The organism is Methylobacterium soli, assembly GCF_008806385.1.
GTDB lineage: Bacteria > Pseudomonadota > Alphaproteobacteria > Rhizobiales > Beijerinckiaceae > Methylobacterium > Methylobacterium soli.
The window spans coordinates 86,322-109,225 of record NZ_VZZK01000007.1; the positions used below are offsets into that span (position 1 = coordinate 86,322).

The window sequence follows — 22,904 nt, forward strand, 5'->3', positions numbered from 1 at the left end:
CGGCCCGGTCGCCAGATCATGGCGCAGCGTGTTCACAAGCAACGCCGCCGCGAAATGAGCATTCGCGGCCGGGGCCGACGCGAATTCGGGGCGTGCCGGCCTCGTACTTTAGTACAATTTCGTACGGATTCTGCCTTCGCGCGGCCTCACTTGCCTCGACCGAGGCGGTCCGGACACGCCGAACGGACGGCCGCCCGCGCCGGCGCGAGGCCGGTTCCTGAGGGACATAAGAGGAATATAAGTCTCTGCCCCTCTTTCGCCGAGCGGCGCACGCTGCCATATAGGCTCCAGAAGTTTTCAACGGAGAGATGCCATGAAGTGGTCCGCCCCGATCGTCCAGGAAATCTGCGTCGGCATGGAAGTCACCAGCTACGAGTCGGCTGAGGTCGACACCTTCCACTAAGCGGAAGATCAGGTTTCCGACCTGTCAGGGCGGCCCGAAAGGGCCGCCTTTTCTTTTGGCCGGTTTGGATAGCCTTTTCGCGTCGCTTGGGGACGCTGGCGCGCCGCTTCGCACGAAGCGGGACAACCCGGCCGGCGTCATGAAAAAAGGGCCGCCCCTGAGGACGGCCCGAGTCTAGGGAGGAAACGCCCGTGAGGGCGGAATGCAGCAGCGCGACCTGATCGCGTTGCTGCAATGCGGGAAACCCGGCCTGCGACGCGCTGGTTCCCGAATTTCTCGGAGCGGCCGCGATCGAGCGCCGTTTCCGATCGCGTTGTCATCCGGAACGGAATGCGCCCGGGCCGGCGTCAGCGCCGGACCGGGCGCCCGGCCATCAGGGCGCTCACGATCGCGGCGCGCACATCCTCCGGAAGGTTCGCGAAGGCCGGGAGGTTGATCGCCACCGCATGGGTGGCCGGAAGCGTGTTCTCCCCGTCGAAGATGGCCGAGGCGCTCCGCTTCACCTCCTCGAGGGAGAGGGTCTCGGACGCGAGGAGATCGCCGATGCTGGCGGCCAGGGGGATTGGTGCCTCGTGCGGAGGCCTCGAACGCTGGCAGGCTTCAACGCTCCCAAGGCTTCAACGCCGCCATCTGAGCATGGCGGCGCGGCCCGCAACGAATGGGAGCCATCGCGCCGCCGCAGGGCGGGGCGCCCGCCGGCGGCGCGCGGCTCAGGCCGCCCCGAGGCCGTTCCAGAGCATGCTCAGCCCGGAGACCAGCATCAGGCCGTCCATCACGTGGCGGAACCGGTCGGGCGAGAGCCGCAGCACGAACGGCTTGGCCAGGAAGGCGCCCCCCATCAAGGACGCGCCCACCACGAGCCCCTTCAGCAGGGTGTCGGGCGGCAGCGCCCCGGCGCCCTGGAAGGTGAGGGTCTTGCTCGCGTAGACGGCGAGCGAGCCGGCCGCCTCGGTTCCGATGAACGCCCCCTTGGCGAGGCCGTAGCCGACGAAGACCGGGACCGAGAGGGGGCCGGTCGAGACCACGATGCCGGTCAGGAAGCCGATGACGGCGCCCGCGAGGGCGAGATGCCGGAGGCGCAGCCGCAGGAGATGGGCAGCGAGCTGGTGCCGCACCGGGATCATGGCGAGGAGGAAGGCCCCGATGGCAAGGTCGACCGCGCGCGGCGGCAGCACGAGGAGCGTCCGGGCGCCCGCGGCCGCCGCGAGCGCTCCGGGAATCGCGTAGGCCGCGAAGGCGCGCCCGTCGATCTCCCGCCACCACGCCAGGATGCGCGCGGCATTCGCCATCACGGCCGCGACGGCCATGATCGGCACCGCGTCCCGCGGCCCGTAGACGGAGGCCAGCACGGGCACGAGCAGGATCGACGAGCCCGTGCCGATGATGCCGCTGACGAGGCCGGCGACGAGTCCGACGGCGAGGACGAAGAGGAGACCCATCCGGCTCCCCTAGCGGCTCCCGGCCCGCTCTGCACGCCGCATCGCGCCTCTTGGTCCCCGATCGACTCCACGGCGAGCGGCGGCCGGAGATTGAATTCGCGCGGAGATATCCTGGGAGCGCTCCGAACTCGGACGGAGGAGACGGCGTGCGTCCAGCACTGCCCGCCCCGCCCGGTCGCGAATGGCGCGTATTCGGTACTTTTCCGTCTGGGTAATTCTCACGAACTGCTCAACAGCGGAGCGGCAGCGTGTATATCCCTCCGGATGGAGGCTCGGTGAACACGCTCCCGATTGTCATTGCCGCAACGTTCATGCTCGCGCTCAGCTCGGGCTACGCCTCCCTGCGCTATCGACAGCATCGGGCGAGGTTGGAACTGATCGGCGCAATGCTTCTGCTGGTGAGTTTCGGGATGCTCAGCTGCAGATATCATCTGTTCTGCTGAGGCGCGGCCGCCGCATCCGCGCCGCGCGGGGTGCCCGGTCCTAGGCGGCCTCGGCCTGCTCGATATGCCAGGCCGCCGAGAGGTCGAGGGCAGCCGTCATCACGATCCGATCCGCGGCATCGCGGACCACGACGCGCAGCTTCTGGCTCACGTAGCGCTCGGGCTGGTCGCCCGCGATCTGGCACAGGGCTCGGAGCGCCTCATCGGAGATGGCCTTCCGGTCGGCGCAATCCGTGCCCTCGTGGTCGCAGGCCGAAAGCTTGAGATCGTGAACATCGAAGAAATACCGGGCCACAGAACGGTCTCCCAGAAGCGTGGATGATGCGAAGGCTTGGCCAAGCGAAAGGTTGGAAAATCAAGTAGATGATTCGCTGTATCAGAGATAAATCAAGATAAATCAACGATTTATAGCGTACGGAGCTGTACCTTGGTGCCGTCATCCCTGTGTTAACGAATTATTGATAGCCTGCTTGCTGACCTGAAAACGCCGAAGTCTCAGCGGTTTGCCTTCATGCTTTCAGGCAACCATTCATGTTCTGGCGTAGCGGCTGACGTGCGCGGACGCACGACGCGGGCCCCCGGACGATCATCGCGCCGGGGCCGGCGCGTCAGTGCAGCGGCGTCGCCGGCGGCGGCAGGCCGAGCGCCCTGGCGACGTGGCCGAGCTTGTCCGGGTTGCGCGTGATGAAGATGCCCGTGATCTTCCCGTCCGCGACGGCGAGGGCCGTCACCTGCAGGACGCCGCCGCGCTCCAGGCTCGCGAAGCCCGGCAGGCCATCGACCCGGATGGCCTTGAGGAAGGTCGCGGGCTTGGCGGCGGGCTTGCCGGCGGATTGGGCAGCCTTGCGGGCGAGGCCCCGGAACAGGCGCAGGATGCGCTCCACCCCCGCGATCGGGTTGAGGAAGGCGTGGACCTTGCCGCCTCCGTCCGAGCGCAGCACCACGCTGTCCGACAGCATGGCCCGGAGGGCGGAGAGGTCGCCGCTGCGCGAGGCGGTGAAGAATGCCTCGGCGATGCGGTCGCCGTCCTCCCGCGCCACCGGATAGCGCGGGCCGTCGGCCTGGACGTGCTTGCGGGCGCGGACCGCGAGCTGCCGGACCGCGCCGGGGTCCCGGTCGAGGGTCGCGGCGATCTCGTTCAGGGGCACGCCGAAGACGTCGTGCAGGAGGAAGGCGGCCCGCTCCAGCGGGGACAGCCGCTCCAGCGCCATCATCAGCGTCAAGGTCAGCGCGTCGCTCTCCATGCTGGCCTCCTCGGGCATCTCCACGAGCGGTTCGGGCAGCCAGGACCCGACATAGGTCTCCCGCCGGGCGCGGGCCGATTTCAGGGTGTCGAGGCAGAGCCGCGTGACGATCCGCGACAGGAAGGCCGGGGGCGCGCCCACCTGGGCGCGGTCGACCTGCCGCCAGCGCAGCCAGGCATCCTGGACGACGTCCTCGGCCTCCGCCACGGATCCCAGCATCCGGTAGGCGAGGCGGATCAGCCGCGGGCGCTGCGCCTCGAAGAGATCGGTGCCGGCCTCGTCAGGATGCATCGCGCGAGGGATCCCCGTCATGGACGCCGCGCAGGCCGATCTGCAGCCGGTTCCACAGGTTGATGGCCCCGATCTGGAGCGTGAGCTGCACCTGCTCCGCATCCGTGAACGCGGCCTTGAGCGCCGCGTAGTCGCCGTCGGGCGCCGCGGTCTCGGCGACCCGGGTCAGCGCCTCCGTCCAGGCGAGGGCCGCCCGCTCGCGCTCGCTGTAGAGGGTCGATTCGCGCCAGGCATTCAGCAGGTAGATCCGCATCTCGCTCTCGCCCTGCCGGCGGGCCTGCGTCGCGTGCAGGCCGATGCAGTAGGCGCAGCCGTTGATCTGCGAGGCGCGCAGCTTCACGAGTTCGAGCAGGCCGTGCTCCAGGCCGCTCGCCCGGATGCTGCCCTCCAGCGCCATCAGGGCCTTGATGCCGGCCGGGGCATGTTCGTAGGGATTGTCGACGCGTGGGGTCATGGCCGCTTCTCCATTCGATGTCCGTCCGGCAGCTCACCGGATCGGGGTGGTCAGATTCGTCTCGTTCGTGTCGACGACGAACACCGCGAGGAGCCGCGCGGGCGCGCTCATGCTCGCATTGGCGCTGACGCCGTGCCGGTCGCCCGGCAGCTCGGCGAAGCTCTCTCCGGCTTGGTAGACCCGCTCCGGCCCGTCATTGACCTGGCTGCGGATCGCCCCCTCCAGCACCGTGGCGTAGATGAAGGCGCTTGCCGGATGGGTGTGGGCGGGCGAGGCGCCGCCCGGCCCGTAGGCGACCAGCACGCCCTTCATGCTCTTGCCCGGGACGTTGGGGAGCGCGTGGTCGAACACCACCGTCACGGTCGCGTCGGCGGCCGCCGCGGTCGCATCGGCGGCCGCCGCGGTTGCGCCGGCATGCGGCGCGGGCTTGGACAGGTCGTGCGCGGAGGCGGCGCCGGCGAGCCCGGCGGCGAGCGCGGCGGCAGGGACGATTGTCTTGAACATCGGACATTCCTCGTGAGGCGAGCGTGGAATCGGGCAGGGTCGGGCGATTGCGCGGCCTTGCGGATGCGGATCCGTGCCGGCGGCTAGGCTAGGCTAGGCTTGCGGGCGGGGGCGGCCGAGCCAATCCGCGAAGCGCGTCGCGGCCAGGCGGGGATGCGCCCCCGGGATCAGGGAGCGCTCGCCGAGCTCGACGCCGAAGTAGCGGGCGCCCGGATCGGTCACGACCTGGCGCGTGTCCCCGGAGGCCGCCAGGAACCGGCGGACGAGGTCGTCGAGGCGGATGGCCTCGGGGCCGGCGATCTCGATCAGGCCGTTGACGGGGTCCGCGACCGCGACCTCCGCGAGGGCCGCCGCCACGTCGTCCGAGACCATGGGCTGCGCGAGGGCGGGCGAGAGGCGCACCGTGCCGCCCTCGGTGGCCGATTGGGCGATGCCGCCGACGAATTCGAAGAACTGCGTCGCCCGCACGATCGTGTAGGGGATCGGGCCGGCCTCGATCAGGCTCTCCTGCGCCATCTTCGCGCGGAAATAGCCGCTGGCGAGGAGGCGGTCGGTGCCGACGACCGAGAGGGCGACGTGGTGGCGCACGCCGGCCTCGGCCTTGGCCGCGAGCAGGTTGCGCCCCGATCGCTCGAAGAAGTCGAGCACCGCCCGGTCCTCGAACGAGGGCGCGTTCGCCACGTCGACGACGACCTCCGCCCCGGCCAGGGCCTGCGCGAGCCCCTCCCCCGTGACGGCGTTGACGCCGGTGCCCGGCGAGGCCGGGACGGCCGCGTGGCCCTGCCGGGATAGCCGCTCCACGAGTTTCGTCCCGATCAGTCCGGTACCGCCGATGACCACGATCTTCATGCCGGTCTCCTCACGTCCGTTGTCCCGCGCCCTCCCCTCGGGAGGCGCATCCGGGCTCAAGACGAGGCAGCCTGCGGGGACGTGACATCGCGGCGCGAATTTTCTCGCGCGGCGATCCCGTCCGGGCCCGGCTCCGTCACTCCGCAGCGGGCTCGGCCGCGCTGCCTCTCAGGGCCTTCTGGAATTCCGCCTCGGGGAGCAGCGCCCCGCCGGTGGTCCAGACCACGTGCGTCGCCCGCGCCGGGTTTGGCGGCGGCAGGGCGGTGAGGAAGGGCCGCACGGCCGCGAACCCCGCCGCGGCGGAGGGTTCGAGGCGCAGCCCCGCCGCGTGCCAGAGGTCGCGCAGCCAGGCGTGGAGCGCGTCGTCGGACACGGTCGCGACCGCCTCGATCAGCCCCCTGACCATCCGGGCGACCAGCATCGACGCGCGCGCGACCGCGAGGCCGTCCGCGGCGGTGCGGTTGTCCAACCCGACATCGTAGACGCTGACCGTCCGCTCCAGCCCCGCCGCGAGCTGCACCAGCATGCAGGGCGCGGCGACCGGCTCCACGAAGATGCAGCGGACGGCGTCGCCGAACAGCAGCTTCAGGCCGAGGGTGACGCCCCCGGGCGCGCCCCCGACGCCGCAGGGCAGGTAGACGAAGAGCGGATGGTCGCGGTCGACCGTGACGCCGGCCTCGGCGAGCTGGCGCCGGAGGTCGAAGGCCGCCGTGGCGTAGCCGAGGAATAGGTCGAGCGAATCCTCGTCGTCGACGAAATGGGCGTCGGGCCGGCCCTGGAACCCGGTGCGCGCCGCCGCGACGGCGCTGCCGTAATCGCCCGCATGCTCGACGACCTCGGCGCCGATCTCGCGCAGCCGCCGCTTCTTCCAGGCCTTGGCATCGCGGGACATGTGCACCTCCACCCGGAAGCCGAGGGCCCGCGCCATGACGCCGACACTGAAGCCGAGATTGCCGGTGCTCCCGACCGCGACCGTGTGCGCGCCGAACACCCGCCGGGCCTCCGGCTCCGCGAGGCGCGCATAGCCCTCCCTGGGCCCGAGCAGCCCCGCTTCGCGCGCCAGCGCCTCCGCGTAGACCAGGACTTCGTAGACGCCGCCGCGGGCCTTGATGCAGCCCGTGACGGGCAGCTCGTGGTCCGCCTTCACCCAGACCGTCCCGCCCGCCCCGCCGAGGACGCGCCGGGCCACCGGCTCGGACAGGGCGCGGAGCGGCGAGTCGATCCGGCCGGTCTCGAGCTCGTCGAAGAGCCGCGCCAGGAGCGGCTCGAAACGCCGCCAGCGCGCCAGCGCCGCCTCGACATCCGCGAGCGAGACGGCGCGCGTCGGGAGGCCATCGGCGGTGGGGGCGCGATGCGGGTTGAGCCAGACGGTCGGCTGCCCCCGCCGGACCGCGAGGGGCACGCCGCGGGGGATGTCCTGGTGCGGCGCCTCGGCGCGCGCGGGGTCCGGGAGCCCGTCCACCACCGCGTCTAGCCCTCGCCCGGCCGCATTCCGTCCGCGACCGAATCGAACAGGGTCGCGATCGCCCGGATATTCGCCTCCCGGATGGCTGCGTCGTAGGTGGCGCCCGCGCCCGGCACGGTCACGTCCTCCAGCTCGGCCGCGAAGCCGCGCCCGAGCGCGCGCACCTTCTCGGGCGTGAAGCCGTGACCCTCGAAGGTCAGCATCGCGAGCGTCTGGACGAGCACGCGAAGGGCGGAGAGATCCGCCGCCTGCTCGATCGCACCCCGGTTGATCGTCATGCGCGCCGTCTTCCTGTGCTCCCCGGCCGTCGCCCGCGTGCGGCAAGGGGCAGCACACGGGCGGCAGGCCCCCGGAGGCCCTGCATAGCGAAACCCGGCCGGGACGGCGAGGGTCCGGCCCCAGGGTCGGCGCGCCACGAGCGAAGGCCGCCAGGGGCCTCGGGTCTGTCGATGAGGGGCAGGATCGGCGCTCACCGGGGGCATGTCGAGCATTATCCTGCTTGACATCGCGCATCCGGCGGAAGAAAAAGGCCGCCCTTGCGGAGCGGCCCGAAGTCTAGGGAGGAAACGCCCAAGAAAGGGCAGCAGCGCGGCGACGCCATCGCCTTGCTGCACCGCAGAAATGACATCCCGGTTCAGGGCTCGCAAGCCTTTTCTGCTGCATCCGGCGGCATGCTGTGCGCTTGAGCACATGGCTGCGGCAGCGCGCCGACAGGCCGAGCGCAGGTTAACGATGTCTTAGCCATGATCGTCGAGGCTCCCGCGCGCCGGCACGGGACCCGCGCGCTCGCGCGATCCTGCCCCGGCGGCGCGGCGATGCCGGCGCCGATCCGATGCCGATCGACACCTGTGTGTTGCTCTTTTGTTCTAGTCGCGCGCGGACGGAGGCTGCAGAACCCACGGCATGCGCGCGACCCTGCTCATCCCGGCTCTGTTGGTTCTCGGCGCGGTGCCGGTCGCCGCGGGCACCCCGGATCTCCCGGCCCTGGAGCAGGCCTGGCACGGCTGCGTGCGCGAGGCCTATGGCCGGCAGATCCCCAGCCAGAGCCGGCTCGCCGCCGAGCGCAGCGCCCTCGACGAATGCAAGGACGGGGAGGATGCCTATGTCTCGGCGATCCTCGCGGCCCGGACCGCCGAGGAGGTGGCCCTGGCCGAGCGGGCGCGCGCGATGACGTCGCGGGCCACCGCCTGGGCCTCCTCCGTGGCGGCCTACGTCATCGATCCCGTCTCGTCCTGGCTGCGCCATTTCCGGCACTGAGGGCTCGCCCCTCAGCGCGGGGCGGAGCGGCCGAACCGCCAGGGGCGTCGTTCGGCCGGGCGCGGGGCCGCGGGCGCCCGGGCCCGCAACCGCCCGATCAGCGCGCGCCCCCGCATCTCGTGCAGGCTCGCGACGGTCGTGAACAGTTGCCGCGCGGCCGGGTCCCGGCTCTGCGCGGCGCAGTCCCGCAAGATCATCGCGTATTGCAGGTGCTTGAGAGCCTGTTCGAGCATGTCCGGCTTCCTCCGCCGGGCGGGAGAATGCCGGACAGGCGTGGCGCAGCCGTAAACGCCCGGATGAATTCGTCCGGGCCTGCGGCGCGCGGCCCGCGTCACGTCCGGACATTCGAGGCCCGGTTCCTGCTCCATTCGGAGTAAGTGTTGTACTTTATAGATCTTTCCGGGAAGATCCGCAGGTCCTAAGCTAATTCCTTCCAGAAAAGCGCAGCGTTCTGCAGCTATTCGGGGCTGGACGGAGCCGCTGGGCGCGAAGTGTGAGACACGCCATGTCCAATGCGCAGGAGCAACTCGTCTCGGTCCTCCGCACGATCATCGCCGAGTGCGAGGATCCCTGGGCCGCCATCAGCCGGGCCATCGAGGCCGTCGCCTGCGAGCCGATGCGGCTGCGCCAGGTCACGGTCGAGGAGGTTCCCGGGCCCTACGCGCCGAACGCCCTGTCGAACAATGCCAGGATGGTGGCGCGGGCGCGCTGACCGCCCGCGCAAGGCCCGCGCGCGATTCAGACAAGGCCGCGCGCGATTCAGATCCGCGTGCCGTCGTCCCGCGGGGGCTTGCCGCACCGGAAGCGCTCGACGCGCCAGCGCTCATGGGACCTCTGCCAGGCGGCCATCTGGGGCTGGGCGACGCTCATGCATTGCTGGGGAGTCCAGACCTCGTCGCCGAACGTATGGACGCGCAGGACGCAGTGCGACGGATTCGAAGCCAGGCAGGTGAGGAAGTACAGTCCATAGAGCATGCGACACGTCTCCGTGGCGTTGCGCGACGCTTCCTCGCAGTTCGATGTTGTTGCGGCCCTGCCGAGCAAGGGGCGTGCCGGAACCCGGCCCGGCCGGGGTTGCGGATCGCCCGAAAGCGCCTCGACGCCCTCCCGGCTCCGGAATCCTGGATGGCGTCGGGGGCGAGGGCGTCAAGCGCCGCCCGGGGCGCTACAGCACGAGGCTGACCGCCACGACGAGCAGAGCGGCCAGAACACCGAAGATGAGCGCGACGACGAGCGGGCGGGACACAACACCTCCTGCATCGCTCGATTGAACGGAGCATGTCGTTTAAAAATCGTTGAGACGCGCTGATGTACGGTTTACGACATTTGCACTTTGTCGAATGCGATCGCGACGTTCGATGATCTTCCCCGGCCGCTTGCACGATGGCGATCTCCGAGCGGGCGATCAGAGGCGCGGATCGCGCCGTCCGCACGCGCACCTCCCTCACCGCCGGGGCCCGGCGTGGAGGCGGGCGCCCCCATGCCGCGGCTCCGCGGGGCCGCCGCCGAACGATTTCGCAAGGTTTGTCAGGCAGAAGCTCGTCGGGGAGCGGGGCCCGGGAAGAAGTCTGTCATGCATGCGCTCGTCCTCGACGACGGTGAACTGAACAACCTCCTGATGGTCGAGGCCCTGCGGCCCATCGCTGGTTGCGAGCCGCATGACTTCACCCGGCCCGCCGACGCCCTCGCCTTCGCGCGGTCCTGCGCCCAGGACATCGGCGTCGTGATCACGGATTACGACATGCCCGGCATGAACGGGGTCGCGTTCATCCAGGCCGCGCGCCAGATCCCGGGCCTTGCCCACGTGCCCTTCGTGATGGTGACGAGCATCGACCAGCGCAGTCTCCGGCGCGAGGCCCTGGAGGCGGGGGCGACCGATTTCCTGACGAAGCCCTGCGACCCGGTCGAGATCCGGGCGCGGGTCACCAATCTCCTGGCCCTGTCCCGGGCCTACCGGGACCAGCAGGCCCACGCCGCCGTGCTGGTCCGGGAGGTCGCGGCCGCCGTCGCCACGATCGAGGCGCGCGAGCGCGAGATCATCATGCTGCTGATGCGCGCCGCCGAGCATCGCGACACCGATACCGGCAACCATATCGCGCGCGTCGCCGCCTATGTGGGCCTGATCGCCGAGGCGCTCGGGTTCCCGGCGGCCGAGTGCCGCCAGCTCAGCCTCGCCTCCACCATGCACGATGTCGGCAAGATCGCCGTGCCGGACGCGATCCTGCTCAAGCCCGGCCCCCTGACGGCGGAGGAGCGCTCCGAGATGGAGCGCCATGCCGAGCGGGGCCAGCGCATCCTGGAGAGCAGCACCTCGTCGATCGCGCGCCTCGCGGCCGAGATCGCCGGGAGCCATCACGAGCGCTGGGACGGGGCGGGCTATCCCCAGAGGCTGCGGGGCGAGGCGATCCCGCTCTCGGGCCGCATCGTCGCCGTCGCGGACGTGTTCGACGCCCTCACGACGGAGCGTCCCTACAAGCGGGCCTGGTCCTTCGAGGAGGCGCGCGCCCACCTCGTCGCCCAGGCCGGACGGCATTTCGATGCGGCCGTGGTGGAGGCCTTCCTGAGCCGGTGGCCCGAGATCGCCGCCGGGACGCTCCAGGCGGCGAGCGAAGCGGCCTGAGACCGGACGGCGCGAGGGGCAGGCAGGGTGTCGATGACAGGGATCAACCGCTCGGGCGCGCGCGCCTATCGCTCCCTGGCCCAGCGGCTCGGCTGGGCGGTCGTCGGGGCCGTCCTGATCGCGCTCTCGGCGGGCACGGGCCTCAGCGTCTGGAACGAGCTCGACCGCTACGCCGTCGACAAGCGGGCGGCGCTCCTCGACCTCGCGAGGGTCTTCGCCAGCGCCAGCGCGAAGGCCGCCGCGGCCCGCGACCCAGAGCCGGTCGAGGCGGTCCTGCGGGCGATCGCCGACCAGAACAACCTCGTCTACGCCGCCCTCACCCTGTCCGACGGAACGCTGCTGGCCGAGCAGGGGCTCGGCCTGCGCCTCGCGGGCGATGTCGACCTCGACCGCCAGGAGGGCGTCTCGGCCCTCGACCTCGCGCTGACCCGGACCGTGAGCCTCAGCGTGCCGGTGATCTCGGCCGGGCGCCCGGTCGGCCGCGTCACCGTGATCTCCGAGACGGCCGACCTGTCGGCGCGCCTCCTGCACCTGCTCCGGAACGCGGCCGTGGCGGCGAGCCTCGCGCTCCTGATCGGGCTCCTGGTGTCCTGGCGCCTGCAGAAGGCCCTGACGCGCCCGCTCATCGCGCTCACCGAGACCATGAACGCGGTGCGGGCGAACCACGACTACGCCACCCTCGCCCCCGTCACCACGAATGACGAGGTCGGGGCGCTGGCCGCCACCTTCAACGGGCTCCTGGGCGCCGTCCGGACCCGCGACCAGGCGCTCGCCCGCCACCGCGCCACCCTGGAGCAGGAGGTCAGCGACCGCACCGCCGACCTCAGCGAGGCCAAGCAGGTGGCCGAGGCCGCCAACGCCGCGAAATCCACCTTCCTGGCGACGATGAGCCACGAGATCCGCACGCCGATGAACGGCATGCTGGTCATGGCCGAGCTGCTCGCCGCCGCCGACCTGCCCCAGCGCCAGCGCCGCTACGCCGAGGTGATCGCCCGCTCCGGCCAGAGCCTCCTCGCCATCATCAACGACATCTTGGACTTCGCGAAGGTGGAGGCCGGCAAGCTCGAACTGGAGCGCATCCCGGTCGCCACCGCGGAGATCACCGACACGGTCGTGACCCTGTTCGGCGAGCGCGCCAGGGCCAAGGGGCTCGACCTCGCCGCCGAGATCGCCCCGGGGGTGCCGAGCGCCTTCCTGGGCGACCCCGTCCGCCTCGGCCAGGTCCTCGGCAATTTCGTCAACAACGCCCTCAAGTTCACCGAGGCGGGCCACGTCCTGATCCGGGTCGGCGCACGTTCTGAGGGGCGCATCCTGGAGATGAGCGTCACCGATACCGGCATCGGCATCCCGGCCGCGACGCTGCCGACGATCTTCTCGGCCTTCTCCCAGGCCGATCAATCCACGACGCGCCGCTTCGGCGGCACCGGCCTCGGCCTCTCGATCGCGCAGTCGCTCGTCGGCGCCATGGGGGGCGAGATCGGGGTGACGAGCGAGCTAGGCCAGGGATCGACCTTCTGGGTCCGGCTGCCCGTCGAGATCCTGGCGATGCCGGATGCCGTCCGGCGCGACCCGGCGGTTCCGGCCTCCGTCCGGATCGAGGCCCTCGGGGCCGCGACCGGCCGCGTGGCCGAGGCGGGCTTGCGCGACGCCGGATTCGCCCCGGGGGCGGATGCGGCGCCCGCGCACTGGATCCTTTCGGCCGAGGCGCTGATGCGGCGCGGCAAGCGGCCCGGCGGCGGCCGCGTGCTCGCCCTCGCGCCGATGGGCGACCCGAGCGGCGCGCAGGTCCTGCGCGCGGGCCTCGCCGACGAGGTCCTGCGCTGGCCCCTGGTCCAGGCCGAGTGGCGGCCGGCGCTCGCCGCGCTTGCCGCCGGGACCGCGTTCGAGGCCCCGGCGGGGCAGGCCGCGGCCACCCCGGACCTGCCCCGGTTCGACGCCGCGCGGGTGCTCGTCGCCGACGACAACCCGGTGAACCGCGAGGTCGCGGCCGAGGCGCTCAACCGCTGCGGCATCACCCGGATCGTCATGGTGGAGAACGGCCAGGAGGCGGTCGAGGCCGCGCGCGGCGGCGGGTTCGATCTCGTCCTGATGGATGGCAGCATGCCGGTCCTCGACGGCTTCGCGGCCACCCGGGCGATCCGCGCCGACGAGGCGCTGGCCGGCACCCGCCGGGTCCCGGTCGTCGCCCTCACGGCCCACGTCATCGGCACGGCGGCGGATGCGTGGCAGGCGGCCGGGATGGACGGGGTGCTGGTGAAGCCCTTCACGCTGGCCGACCTCGCGCGCATGCTCGCCGCCACGCTCCCCGATCACGCGGGCGCTCGCGCGCCCGTCCCGGACGGGGCGCCGGAGGAGGCGCCCGCGGCGGGCGCGACGGACGTCCGGCTCCTCGACCCGGACACCCTCGCGAGCCTCTCCGAGATCGCCGCGCAGAGCGGCACCCCCTTCATCGAGCGCCTCCTGCGCCTCTTCCGCGACCACGGCCCGACCGCCCTCGACGCCCTCGAGGCCGCGACCGAGGCCGGGGATGCGCCGGCGGTCGCGAGCGCGGCGCACGGCCTCAAATCCATGAGCGTGAATGTCGGCGCGCAAGCCCTCGGTCACGCCCTCGCCCGGATCGAGCGCCAGGCCCGCCTCGACGGGATCTGCCCCGAGGCCGGCCTCCTGGCCGGGCTCCGGCCCCTGCTGGCCGACACCCAGGCGGCGCTGCAGAGCCATTTCCGGGTGATGCGCGCCGCGTGAGGCCGGGAGGGCTCCCGGGGCGGGTCGATCGCCGGGGGCCGCGGGATCCGAACGGGACGGCTCAGGAATCCAGCGTCGCCGGGCAGGGCTGGCCGCCGGGCAGCACGACCTCTTCCTGGCCGTTGATGCGCACGCCCTCGCGCACCGGCCAGATCTTCGTGTAGGCGAAGCGCCAGCCGTTCAGGCCGGGGAAGATCGTGAAGACCGCCCGGTAGCGCATCTTCACCTCGGCCATGACGTAGCGGGCCCCGTTGGTCTCCATCCCGGCCGGCACCGGCGCCAGCGCGCTCCCGGGAATGCGCGCCTGGTCGTTCTGCGCGGCGCTGGAGCAGACCCGGGCGACGTAGCCCTTCGGCGTCTGGTAGACGCCCGCGGCCGTCAGCACGATGCCGGCCGAACTCACGTCGTAGGGGGCCGCGACCGTCCGGGCGGCCGCGTAGACATCCGCCAGGGTGCCGAAATCGCTGCGCGAGATCAGGTCCGCCATCGCGCTCGCCGCGCCGGCGAGGCGCCGGCCCGTCGTGTAGGCCCGCGGGATGTCGATGGCCGCCATGAAGAGCAGGATCAGGGTCGGGGCGATCAGCCCGAACTCGGTCGCGCTCACGCCCGCCTGGGCGCAGGGCAAGCTCCGGAGGCGGGCGAGCCCGGACCTCACGTGCAGGATCTCGCCGCGTAGGGCTCGGTCCGGAAGATCATCGTGGTGATCAGGAGCTGCCGGCCCCCCGTCATGGTCTGGCCGCTGAAATTGAGGGCGCTGAACGGGCGCATCACCGGCACGGCGGCCCGCAGGGCGATGATGTCGCCGCCGGCCGGGCAATCGAAATGCGTCCCGAAGCTGACGACCCAATCCTTCTTGGTGCCGTCATAGGCCTCGGTCGGCTGGGCCGCCGCGAACCCGCCCGAGCGCTGCACGTCGAGGCGCAGATCCTCGCACCGGAAGAACACGACCCCGTTCCGGCACATCAGCCGGCGCATGCGCTCGGCCGGGTCGGTTCCGTCGGCGGTGTCCTGGAACTCGCCGGTGCGCAGGACGCGGGCGGCGCGGTCGACCGCCCCGTCGAGGGTCTGCTGCGAGAGGAGCAGGAAGGCGGCTTCGAAGATGATGCACAGGAGGGCGAAGAACGGGATCGCCAGGAGCGCGAACTCGACGGCCGTCGCCCCGCCGCGATCCCGGGCGAGGGCCCGCCAGAGCGCGGCGCGGCGCGGCGCCCGCGGGGCGGCGACCCGGCGACGCGGCGCGGCGGACGGGACCGATCCGTCGCCGTCGCGCGGCCTTCCCCGACCTGTCTCGCCACCGCCCTGCATCGACGAGCCCACAATCTCCCGGTCCGAACCGTTGCGCCGCACCGATCAGCGATCGCTCATCCTGGGCGGCAAGCGGTTGAGAGATCGTAAGAAGAGCGGCGGAATCCGGCCCTGGAGGCCGCAAGACTCACCATTCTCCTTAATAGATGCTTTCGCGCCGCGTTCCGTAACCGCGAATTTACTGAGAAGACTCTGATTCCGGCTCAAGTGATCGCGAAGCAATGGCTGCCGCTTTCGACTCGGGACCTGTTAACGCTCCCCACCTTACGCTCGCGGACCTTGCTCGACGGAAGATGTGGCGCGCGTGAACCCGAACCCATCCCGCCCGATGCCCCGTGACGGCCGGAGGCCCGCAAGCCGCCCGGGCCCGGCCGCCTGGCTGCGGGCCTTCGGGGCGGATCGCGGCGGCTCGATCGCCCTCATCTTCGGATTGAGCGCCGTGCTGCTGATCGGTCTGGCGGGTGGGGGCGCCGATTATGCCCGCCTCGCCGCGCGGCGCGGCCAGTTGCAGGGCGCGGTCGATGCCGGCGCGCTCGCGGGCGGCAACGCCCTCAAGCTCGCCATGCCGAGCGCGGACGCGATCATCGGCCTGACGACGCAGACCATCCGCACCCAGGCGCAGGCGCCGGAGGACCGGCCGCTGACGATCCGGGTGACGGTCTCCGACGACAAGACCACCGTCTCCGCCTCGGCCGAGGAGGAGTTTTCCCTCGCCTTCGGGGGCTATGTCGGCGTGCCGAAGGTGCAGATCGCCGTGAAGGCCCGCGCCAGCGTCGTCGGGCGGATGCGCCTCTGCATGCTGACCCTCGATGCCGGCGCGCCGGCCGCCTTCGCGCTCCAGAAGAACGCCCAGGTCACCGCCAACGATTGCGCGCTCTACTCGAACTCCGCCAGCACCCGCGGCATGATGGGCCAGGACAGCGCCATGGCGCGGGCCCAGACGATCTGCTCCGCCGGCGGCTTCGACGGGGCCCGGGCGAATTTCTCGCCGACGCCCCAGACCGATTGCCCGGTGATCCAGGATCCCCTGAAGGACCGGCCGGCGCCGCCGATCGGCGCTTGTGCGCAGCTGCCCTGGCCGCTGAACCTCGTCGTGGCCAAGGGCCCGGCGACGATCGATGTCGACGCGACCCTGGAGCCCGGCACCTATTGCGGAGGCCTGCGCATCACCAAGAAGGCCGTCGTCACCCTGAAGCCGGGCATCTACGTGATGAAGGACGGCCCCCTGGTCGTCGACAAGTCGGGCTCGTTGTCGGGCACGGACGTGGCCTTCTACTTCACCGGCAGCAAGGGCGGCCTCCTGTTCGACAAGAAGACCACCATCAGCTTGTCGGCGCCGACGACGGGCGTGATGGCCGGCCTGCTGATGTCGGAGGAGCGGACCGTCAGCGTCCCGCTCGACCCGCTCCTGAGCCTGACCGATCCGCTCCTCGAGCTGCTCATCCCGCCGACCCCGCCGCCGCTGGGGCTGACGAAGCCGGTGCGGACCTACCGCATCATCAGCGACAATGCCCGCACGATGCTGGGGACGATCTATCTCCCGGCCGGCCGCCTCGTCATCGACGCGTCGCGCCCCGTCGCGGACCAATCCGCCTACACGGTCGTGGTGGCCCAGCAGGTCAACCTCTACGAGGGCCCGAACCTGTATCTCAACGCCAATTACGAGGCGACGAGCGTGCCGGTGCCGAAGGGCGTCGGCCCGGTGAGCGGCCGGCTGATGCTGACGCAGTGATCCGGCGGCCCGCGGCCCGCATCGTGCCCGGATCTGCCCGGATCCAGCCGGATCCGCCCGGGATCAGCCCTTCTTCTGGGCCTTCATGTAGCTGGTGATGGCGGATTGGCAGTTCGGGCTGAGCTTGGCCTTGTTCTGCCGGAAGCAGGCATGGACCTCGGGGCTGTCCGGCGCGAGGTCGCCGCAATAGGTCAGGTAATCGCCCGTGCAATACTGCTTCAGGGCGCTGCGATCGGGGGCCGTCCCGGCGCTCGGGGCCGCGAGGGCCGCGGCGGTGGTGGCCAGAAGGGCGAGGGCGGTGCGTACCAGCACGAGATCAACTCCACACAACCCGGCGAGCCCGGGCGTGGAGCGTAGATCAAGGGATCGCGACAAGAATGGGTTAGCTTGGCTGTAGGCCGCCCGGTCCGGCTGACGCATCGGCAAACCCGGTCACGGCAGAACCGAACAGCTGCTTCCGTGAGACGGGACGCGGCCCTAGGCTCCGCGCCGGTCCCGATCTGCCGAAGGAAGGCTCGTTGATGCGGCGCAAAACCTCGTGCCTTGCCGGGCGCCCAAGCCTTGTCGGGCGCCCATTTGGGCGCATTCACCTCGATGAGCGCAGACGCCTGCGGGGCGGCGCATCCGGGCTCCTCATCCTCATTCTCGTTACGGCCTCGGCGGCGCCGATCCATGCGCAGACGCCCCCGGAGGCCGCCGCGCCGGATGCCGCGGGGGCGTTCCGGCGCTGCGTTGCCGACATCATCCCCCTGGCGGACGCGAAGGGCATTGCCCGAAGGGTCGTGGCCGCCGAGCTCGAGGGCCTGTCGCCCGATCCCGGGATCCTGGCGCCCGCCCGCGACCAGGCCGAGTTCGTCAAGCCGATCTGGGACTATCTCGACGCCACGGTCACGCCGTCCCGCATCGCGCAGGGCCAGGCGAAGCTCGCCGAGTGGGCGCCGGTCCTGGCCCGGATCGAGGCGACCTACGGCGTCGACCGCCATGTCCTGGCGGCTATCTGGGGCGTCGAATCGACCTACGGGACAGTGCTGGAGGACCCGACAATCGTCCGTCCGGTCGTGCGGGCCCTCGCGACCCTCGCCTGCGGCGAGGCGGAGCGCTCCGCCTATTGGCGCGACGAGCTTCTCGGCGCCCTGCAGATCCTCGACGAGGGCCGCGTCTCGCCCGAGCGCATGACGGGCTCCTGGGCCGGCGCCATGGGCCACACCCAGTTCATGCCCACCACCTATCTCCAGCACGCGGTCGATTTCGACGGGGACGGCCGGCGCGACATCTGGAATTCGGTGCCCGACGCCCTCGCGTCGACGGCCAACTACCTCAAGGTCTCGGGCTGGCGCCCGGGCGAGGGCTGGGGCTTCGAGGTCCGGCTCCCCGAGGGCTTCGACTACGCGCTGGCCGACGAGGTGACCGAGCGACCGATCTCGGAATGGCTCCGGCTCGGCCTGCGGCGGGCCGAGCCGCTGGCCGCCCCGGACGCGCAGGGCGGCGCCCCGGAGTCGGGCGCGGTGCTGGTCCTGCCCACGGGCGCGCGGGGGCCGGCCTTCCTGCTCCTGCCGAACTTCCGGGTCATCCTGCGCTACAACACGGCGCTCGCCTACGCCCTGAGCGTCGCGCATCTGTCCGACCGGCTGCGCGGGGGGCCGGCCTTCGCGCAGGGATGGCCGCGGACGGACCGGCCGCTCAGCACCGAGGAGCGCCGGCAGCTTCAGGGGCACCTGGCCGGCCGCGGCTTCGCGGTCGGCGGCGTCGACGGCAAGGTCGGCCCGAAGACGCGCGCGGCCATCCGCGCCTACCAGGCCTCCGCGGGACTCGTCCCGGACGGCTACGCGGATGCGGCCCTGCTGGCGCGGCTCGGGGAGGGCCGCTGAGATCGCACGCGCCTGCTCCGGCGGGTTCCGGGATCGCTGCGCGTGGCGGCTCGCGGCCCGGCGCGATCAGCCCGCATCGCGCGGGGCGCGAAACGGCGCCGGGTCGCGGCCGAGGGCCGACAGGATGGCGTCGAGGCCGTCGGTCAGGGCCGCGGGCCCGGGCTGCAGGATCAGGGGCGACTTGATCTCGACGATCCGGCCCTGCGCCACAGCCGGGATCGCGTCCCAGCCCGGCCGCGACGCGATCCGGGCGGGCACGACCCGCTTGCCGCACCAGGAGGCGAGGATCAGCTCGGGCGCTGCCGCCACGACCGCCTCGGAGGTCACGATCCGGTCCTTGGCCGCCGCCTGGCCGGCCTGTTCCGGGAAAATGTCGGTGCCGCCCGCGATGCCGACGAGCTCCGACACCCAGCCGATCCCGGAGATCAGGGGCTCGTCCCATTCCTCGACATAGACCCGGATCCGAGGCAGGCCCCTCGCCCCCGCCGCGATGGCGGACAGGCGCGCCTCGTAGCCCCGCGCCAGCGCCTCGGCCCGGCTTCCGGCATCGACCAGGGCCCCGAGGGTGCGGATCATCGCCAGGATGCCCGCAACGTCGCGCTGGTTGAACAGGTGGATCGCGATCCCCGCCCGGGCGAGATCGGCCGCGATCCCGGCCTGCAGGTCCGAGAAGGCGAGCACCAGATCGGGGGCGAGGCGCAGGATCTTCGGCAGGTCGGCGCTGGTGAAGGCCGAGACCCGCGGCTTCTCGCGCCGGACCTGGGGCGGGCGCACGGCGTAGCCCGAGACGCCGACGATCCGGTCTTGCTCGCCCAGGAGATACAGGGTCTCGACCGTTTCCTCGGTGAGACAGACGATCCGCTCCGGCGGGAACCGGCGCATCGGCCGGGCTCAGGCGGGCCGCCCCCGCAGCGCGGCCGCCCGGGCGCGCCCGGACGCGCTGCGGACGAGCGCGTGGCCGCCGGCCTGCAGCAGGCTCAGCCCCGCGAGCGCCGCCAGGTTGATGAGGAGGAGGCGCAGGACGATCGGGGGCGCGAAGGCATCCGCGCCGCCCGGCAGCAGGAAGGCGGCGGCGCAGAGCACGGCCTCGTAGGCCGTAAACGCCGATCCGAGCCGGAGGAGCGCCGTCGCGACCGCGCCGCCGGCCCGGCGGCGCGGCACCAGGGCGGCCGCCAGGGCCGCCGCCAGGGCGCCGGCCCCAATGGCGAGGCCCCAGCCCAGGGTGGGGGGATCGAGGGGGTATCCGAGCAGGCCGAAGCCGATCGCCTGGTTCAGGAGCCAGGCGAGGGCCGCGAGGCTCAGGGCCTCGCGTCGGGACCTCGCCGCGGCCAGGGCCGCCAGGGCCGCGAAGGGCGTCGCGCAGGCGAGCGCGAGGCTGAGCAGCACGGCGGCCAGGGCCAGCAAAGCCAGCGAGGCCCTGGCGCCCGGATTCGCCCGGGCCGGGGGAGCGGAAAGGGGCTGTGCCGGCATGCATCCCGTCCTGATCGTCGGTCCGCGCAAGGTCCGGATCCGGCGGCAGCCTACGGCACCGGCGCCGGCTCGAAAAGCCGGCGCGTGGCCGGCCCGGATAGCCGGCGCGTGGCCGCCTCGAATAGCCGGCCCGCCGCTCCGCTTCGGCGGGCCGGCCGCGTGCGTTGCGGCATCCGCCCGCTCAAGCCTGCGTCTCGCCCAAGCATTCGAGGCCAGCGACGGAGCGACGCACAGTTCGAGCCGGGCGGGAGCGGCTATTTTTCCCCGCCTCGCCTTGAAAGACTGCCCGGTTTGATGTCGATTGGCGAAACCCTGCGAGAGAATAGGGCGGGCGACTGTGATGCGATGCGCTGACGACCTCCGGGCTGCTGCCTTGATCGACGAGACGATTGCTTTCGAGCTGAATGCGGCGGCCGCCTATTTCGACCGGCAAGGCAACGCCGTGGTGGCCGTGGCCCTGCGTGACCAGGCGGAGACGCTGCGCGCCGAGGCCGTGCGGCTGCAGGACGACGCCGACCAGCTGCCGCGCCGCGCCGCCGACGACCAGAGTCCGACCGTCCTCCTGGTGGAGGACGAGGTCCCGCTCCTCAAGGTCGTCACCGACGAATTGGAGGATGCGGGCTACAATGTGCTGCAGGCCGCTAGCTACGAGGTCGCCGACCTCCTGCTGCATTCCCCCAAGACGGTGGACCTGCTCCTGACCGACATCCGCCTGCCGAGCACCTTCACGGGCTGGGACGTGGCCGAGCGGGCGCGCAGCCGCTTCCCGAACCTGCCGGTGATCTACGTGACCGGCTACAGCGTCGAGGCGCCGCGGCGGGTGGAGGGCAGCCTCCTGATGATGAAGCCCTACCGGCCCTCCGCCCTGATCAACGCGATGCACCAGCTCGGCGTCGTCTCGCCCGCTTGAGCGCGGGGCCGCGCGGCCCCTCCGAATAGGATATGGGAGCGGGCCAAGGTCGCGTGGGTTCGCAGCGCCCGGCCCGCCCGCCGCGCCATGCCCGTGCGGGCCCAATGGGGCGACGCCGCGAGAAGGCAGATTCCGTGCCGGAGCCGGGTGGAGCGCAGCACCGGCGGGTGCGGCGCCTGCAACCCGCAGGGTCTCGCGCGGCATCGCCAAGCATCGGCTCCGGTTCGATGCCGGTGCGGACAATCTCGCGAGATCCGGGAGGTCGCGTGCTCTTGGGGCGGTCTCGGGCTGTGACGGCGCGATGCGCGCCGATCCCGCCGCGTCTTAAACGGCCACGCGTCCGTGCCTTCCGGACCCGCGGGTTTGGGTCCACGGACATGCGCGGGGGTGATCCTCAGATCACCGCCTCGATCAGCCCGAGCCCGCGGGCCTCCTCGGCCTCGACGTACCAGTTCGAGGGGGCGCGCGCGATCACCTCCTCGAGGCTCACCCTCGACCCCCGGACGAGGTTCTCGAAGCCCTCGTTCTGGATCGCGATCGAGCACTCGATCTCGTGGAGCGCGGCCTTGACGGTGGCGACGCAGCTCGTCAGCGGCCCGTAGATCTTCAGCTCCTTCGCCATCTTGCGCTCGTGGATCATCAGGCGGGTGCCCCGCGTGAGATAGCGGTTCGGGCGCGCGAAGAAGCTCATCAAGGTGGTGCCGGCGGAGTAGATGGCCGCCTTGCCGAGGAAGACGAAGCGCCGCTCCGGCGTCGTCTCGCTGTTGAAGCGGATGTCCTCCCCCATCATGCGCGCCACCTCGGGGTCTCCCCCGAGGGTGGTCAGCTCGACCACCACGAGATCCTGCTGCGAGGCCTGATCGAGTTGGCGCCGGAAATCGCTGTACATCGCGTGGTCGACGGTCCCCGACAGGAGGATCGCCGGTGCCTTGAAGGCGGCAGGCGTGAGGGGTGTGGCGTCCATGGCGGCTCCTCGTACGGGTGAACCGGCGCCAGCATCATCCATGCCGGGCATCCCGGCCCGGCGCCGATCCGATGATTGAGGCCCAACGCCAGCATTGCCCCGAGGCTCCGCACGACCGCGAGAAGCTGCGCGGGGCGGGCGTCAGGCTGAACCAACCGGCCCCGAGCCGCGTCGGCGCGAGGGGGGCTGCGGCCCGGCGGGTTCTCGGATAGACGGGCAGGATGGAGATGGACAAGGGCGCAGCCACCGCGGATTCCGTCGAGGTCACCTTCCGTGGCCGCGGCCTCGCGATTCTGCACGGCAGCCGGTTGGTGCTGAAGATCTGCCCGCTCTGCTCGCAGCGCAACACCCGCCGGACCGCCGAGACCGGCACCTGCAACTGGTGCGCCTATGTTCCGTCCCGGGCGGATGCCGAACCCGTCCCGCGCCGGACCGCCGACCCCTCCCCGACCTGACGCCCGCGCCGGCGGCGCGTATCCGGCCCCTCGCGCCTCATCGGGACCACGCGCGGCCGTTCAGCGCCCCGATCGCGCAAGCCTCGTCCGTCGCGAGGCTGACGCGCCGGCCAAAACTCGGGTGAAAAGATCCCCTGGCACGTCTCATGCTCGATCCTCACCACTGAGGCGTGTGGTGATGGAAGGGGCAGATCGGTGCTTCCGCCCGGGATCCCGGATGGCGATCTGGCCGAACCTGCCCTGCTGACCCTCTGGCCGGAGGGGCCGGACGGTCCGAAACACGTCGAGCCGACCGAGGTCGCGAGTCTGCGCGAGGCGCTGGGGACGGCCTCCGCCGTCCTCCGGGACGGCAGCGCCGCGCCCTGGATCATCACCGCGAGCGGGCTGATCCTGAGCCCGTCCTGGCTGATGAGCACCCTTCCGCCGGCCGCGGAGCCGCACGGGGTCTGACCTGCCCCTACGGGCCGGCCGTCACCGCCCGGGCGGCCT

General features: G+C 71.8%; 28 protein-coding genes. 11 read left to right on the forward strand and 17 right to left on the reverse strand.

What is annotated here, in order from left to right; translation table 11 throughout:
- Positions 1-313 precede the first annotated feature (313 nt).
- Positions 314-403 carry a pyrroloquinoline quinone precursor peptide PqqA gene (pqqA, locus tag F6X53_RS08645; RefSeq protein WP_150999534.1) on the forward strand — a complete coding sequence of 30 codons (90 nt, stop codon included), beginning with the start codon at positions 314-316 and terminating at the stop codon, positions 401-403.
- A gap of 347 nt (positions 404-750) precedes the next feature.
- On the opposite strand, the gene F6X53_RS32255 is transcribed toward pqqA, so the two are convergent.
- Entirely contained in the window at positions 751-906 is a 156-nt protein-coding gene (locus tag F6X53_RS32255) for a hypothetical protein (protein ID WP_191970753.1), read from the reverse strand.
- 207 nt (positions 907-1,113) lie between these two features.
- Positions 1,114-1,842, reverse strand: a complete 729-nt coding sequence (locus tag F6X53_RS08650; RefSeq protein WP_150999535.1) for a sulfite exporter TauE/SafE family protein — start codon at positions 1,840-1,842, stop codon at positions 1,114-1,116.
- Positions 1,843-2,117: 275 nt separating this feature from the next.
- On the opposite strand from F6X53_RS08650, the gene F6X53_RS32260 reads away from it, so the two are divergent.
- Positions 2,118-2,285, forward strand: a complete 168-nt coding sequence (locus tag F6X53_RS32260) for a hypothetical protein (protein ID WP_191970754.1) — start codon at positions 2,118-2,120, stop codon at positions 2,283-2,285.
- A gap of 40 nt (positions 2,286-2,325) precedes the next feature.
- On the opposite strand, the gene F6X53_RS08655 is transcribed toward F6X53_RS32260, so the two are convergent.
- The 7 genes from F6X53_RS08655 to F6X53_RS33105 form a co-directional block, all read right to left on the reverse strand.
- Positions 2,326-2,580 carry a DUF6894 family protein gene (locus tag F6X53_RS08655; RefSeq protein ID WP_150999537.1) on the reverse strand — a complete coding sequence of 85 codons (255 nt, stop codon included), beginning with the start codon at positions 2,578-2,580 and terminating at the stop codon, positions 2,326-2,328.
- Positions 2,581-2,893: 313 nt separating this feature from the next.
- Positions 2,894-3,820: a sigma-70 family RNA polymerase sigma factor gene (locus tag F6X53_RS08660; RefSeq protein WP_150999539.1), complete on the reverse strand. Its 927-nt coding sequence runs from the start codon at positions 3,818-3,820 to the stop codon at positions 2,894-2,896.
- Positions 3,810-4,274 carry a carboxymuconolactone decarboxylase family protein gene (locus tag F6X53_RS08665; protein ID WP_150999541.1) on the reverse strand — a complete coding sequence of 155 codons (465 nt, stop codon included), beginning with the start codon at positions 4,272-4,274 and terminating at the stop codon, positions 3,810-3,812. Before F6X53_RS08665 ends, F6X53_RS08660 begins: the two co-directional genes overlap by 11 nt.
- 33 nt (positions 4,275-4,307) lie before the next feature.
- Positions 4,308-4,778 carry a cupin domain-containing protein gene (locus F6X53_RS08670; RefSeq protein ID WP_150999542.1) on the reverse strand — a complete coding sequence of 157 codons (471 nt, stop codon included), beginning with the start codon at positions 4,776-4,778 and terminating at the stop codon, positions 4,308-4,310.
- A 93-nt stretch (positions 4,779-4,871) separates the two neighbouring features.
- The gene (locus tag F6X53_RS08675; RefSeq protein ID WP_150999544.1) at positions 4,872-5,627 is read right to left on the reverse strand and encodes an SDR family oxidoreductase; all 756 of its coding nucleotides are present in this window, start codon (positions 5,625-5,627) and stop codon (positions 4,872-4,874) included.
- 136 nt (positions 5,628-5,763) lie between these two features.
- Positions 5,764-7,089 carry a D-serine ammonia-lyase gene (locus F6X53_RS08680; protein WP_373875872.1) on the reverse strand — a complete coding sequence of 442 codons (1,326 nt, stop codon included), beginning with the start codon at positions 7,087-7,089 and terminating at the stop codon, positions 5,764-5,766.
- Positions 7,090-7,097: 8 nt separating this feature from the next.
- Entirely contained in the window at positions 7,098-7,370 is a 273-nt protein-coding gene (locus F6X53_RS33105) for a hypothetical protein (protein ID WP_238296121.1), read from the reverse strand.
- Positions 7,371-7,995: 625 nt separating this feature from the next.
- On the opposite strand from F6X53_RS33105, the gene F6X53_RS08685 reads away from it, so the two are divergent.
- Positions 7,996-8,349: a hypothetical protein gene (locus F6X53_RS08685; RefSeq protein ID WP_150999548.1), complete on the forward strand. Its 354-nt coding sequence runs from the start codon at positions 7,996-7,998 to the stop codon at positions 8,347-8,349.
- A gap of 11 nt (positions 8,350-8,360) precedes the next feature.
- Here F6X53_RS08685 and F6X53_RS08690 read toward each other — a convergent pair whose 3' ends face one another.
- Positions 8,361-8,582, reverse strand: coding sequence for a hypothetical protein (locus tag F6X53_RS08690; protein ID WP_150999550.1), 222 nt, complete (start codon positions 8,580-8,582; stop codon positions 8,361-8,363).
- Positions 8,583-8,854: 272 nt separating this feature from the next.
- Between F6X53_RS08690 and F6X53_RS08695 the strand changes: the two genes are divergently transcribed.
- Positions 8,855-9,061 (forward strand): hypothetical protein, encoded by a 207-nt coding sequence (locus F6X53_RS08695; RefSeq protein WP_150999552.1) that lies wholly within the window; start codon positions 8,855-8,857, stop codon positions 9,059-9,061.
- 47 nt (positions 9,062-9,108) lie between these two features.
- Here F6X53_RS08695 and F6X53_RS08700 read toward each other — a convergent pair whose 3' ends face one another.
- A complete protein-coding gene (locus F6X53_RS08700) occupies positions 9,109-9,324 on the reverse strand; it encodes a hypothetical protein (protein ID WP_150999554.1) in 216 nt (71 codons plus the stop codon).
- A 598-nt stretch (positions 9,325-9,922) separates the two neighbouring features.
- On the opposite strand from F6X53_RS08700, the gene F6X53_RS08705 reads away from it, so the two are divergent.
- Positions 9,923-10,969 carry an HD domain-containing phosphohydrolase gene (locus F6X53_RS08705; protein WP_150999556.1) on the forward strand — a complete coding sequence of 349 codons (1,047 nt, stop codon included), beginning with the start codon at positions 9,923-9,925 and terminating at the stop codon, positions 10,967-10,969.
- Positions 10,970-11,002: 33 nt separating this feature from the next.
- Positions 11,003-13,711, forward strand: coding sequence for a hybrid sensor histidine kinase/response regulator (locus F6X53_RS08710; protein ID WP_150999558.1), 2,709 nt, complete (start codon positions 11,003-11,005; stop codon positions 13,709-13,711).
- A 61-nt stretch (positions 13,712-13,772) separates the two neighbouring features.
- On the opposite strand, the gene F6X53_RS08715 is transcribed toward F6X53_RS08710, so the two are convergent.
- Positions 13,773-14,315: a TadE/TadG family type IV pilus assembly protein gene (locus F6X53_RS08715; protein ID WP_150999560.1), complete on the reverse strand. Its 543-nt coding sequence runs from the start codon at positions 14,313-14,315 to the stop codon at positions 13,773-13,775.
- A 47-nt stretch (positions 14,316-14,362) separates the two neighbouring features.
- Positions 14,363-15,058, reverse strand: coding sequence for a TadE/TadG family type IV pilus assembly protein (locus F6X53_RS08720; protein WP_238297061.1), 696 nt, complete (start codon positions 15,056-15,058; stop codon positions 14,363-14,365).
- Between the two features lie 286 nt (positions 15,059-15,344).
- On the opposite strand from F6X53_RS08720, the gene F6X53_RS08725 reads away from it, so the two are divergent.
- A complete protein-coding gene (locus F6X53_RS08725; RefSeq protein ID WP_150999562.1) occupies positions 15,345-16,748 on the forward strand; it encodes a TadE/TadG family type IV pilus assembly protein in 1,404 nt (467 codons plus the stop codon).
- Between the two features lie 63 nt (positions 16,749-16,811).
- Here F6X53_RS08725 and F6X53_RS08730 read toward each other — a convergent pair whose 3' ends face one another.
- On the reverse strand, positions 16,812-17,060 hold the full coding sequence (locus F6X53_RS08730; RefSeq protein WP_150999564.1) for a hypothetical protein: 249 nt from the start codon (positions 17,058-17,060) through the stop codon (positions 16,812-16,814).
- A 296-nt stretch (positions 17,061-17,356) separates the two neighbouring features.
- Between F6X53_RS08730 and F6X53_RS08735 the strand changes: the two genes are divergently transcribed.
- On the forward strand, positions 17,357-18,616 hold the full coding sequence (locus F6X53_RS08735) for a lytic murein transglycosylase (protein WP_373875956.1): 1,260 nt from the start codon (positions 17,357-17,359) through the stop codon (positions 18,614-18,616).
- A 66-nt stretch (positions 18,617-18,682) separates the two neighbouring features.
- On the opposite strand, the gene F6X53_RS08740 is transcribed toward F6X53_RS08735, so the two are convergent.
- Positions 18,683-19,498 carry a cobalamin-binding protein gene (locus F6X53_RS08740; protein ID WP_150999568.1) on the reverse strand — a complete coding sequence of 272 codons (816 nt, stop codon included), beginning with the start codon at positions 19,496-19,498 and terminating at the stop codon, positions 18,683-18,685.
- A 9-nt stretch (positions 19,499-19,507) separates the two neighbouring features.
- Positions 19,508-20,086 (reverse strand): hypothetical protein, encoded by a 579-nt coding sequence (locus F6X53_RS08745; RefSeq protein ID WP_238297064.1) that lies wholly within the window; start codon positions 20,084-20,086, stop codon positions 19,508-19,510.
- A gap of 373 nt (positions 20,087-20,459) precedes the next feature.
- Here F6X53_RS08745 and F6X53_RS08750 point away from each other — a divergent pair, with 373 nt between their 5' ends.
- Complete coding sequence (locus F6X53_RS08750; RefSeq protein ID WP_238297065.1) at positions 20,460-20,996, forward strand: response regulator; 537 nt, start codon at positions 20,460-20,462, stop codon at positions 20,994-20,996.
- Positions 20,997-21,390: 394 nt separating this feature from the next.
- On the opposite strand, the gene F6X53_RS08755 is transcribed toward F6X53_RS08750, so the two are convergent.
- Positions 21,391-21,960, reverse strand: a complete 570-nt coding sequence (locus F6X53_RS08755) for a ClpP family protease (protein WP_150999572.1) — start codon at positions 21,958-21,960, stop codon at positions 21,391-21,393.
- Positions 21,961-22,187: 227 nt separating this feature from the next.
- On the opposite strand from F6X53_RS08755, the gene F6X53_RS08760 reads away from it, so the two are divergent.
- Positions 22,188-22,415 (forward strand): hypothetical protein, encoded by a 228-nt coding sequence (locus F6X53_RS08760; protein WP_150999574.1) that lies wholly within the window; start codon positions 22,188-22,190, stop codon positions 22,413-22,415.
- 195 nt (positions 22,416-22,610) lie between these two features.
- Positions 22,611-22,865 carry a hypothetical protein gene (locus tag F6X53_RS08765; protein WP_150999576.1) on the forward strand — a complete coding sequence of 85 codons (255 nt, stop codon included), beginning with the start codon at positions 22,611-22,613 and terminating at the stop codon, positions 22,863-22,865.
- The last annotated feature ends 39 nt before the right edge of the window (positions 22,866-22,904 follow it).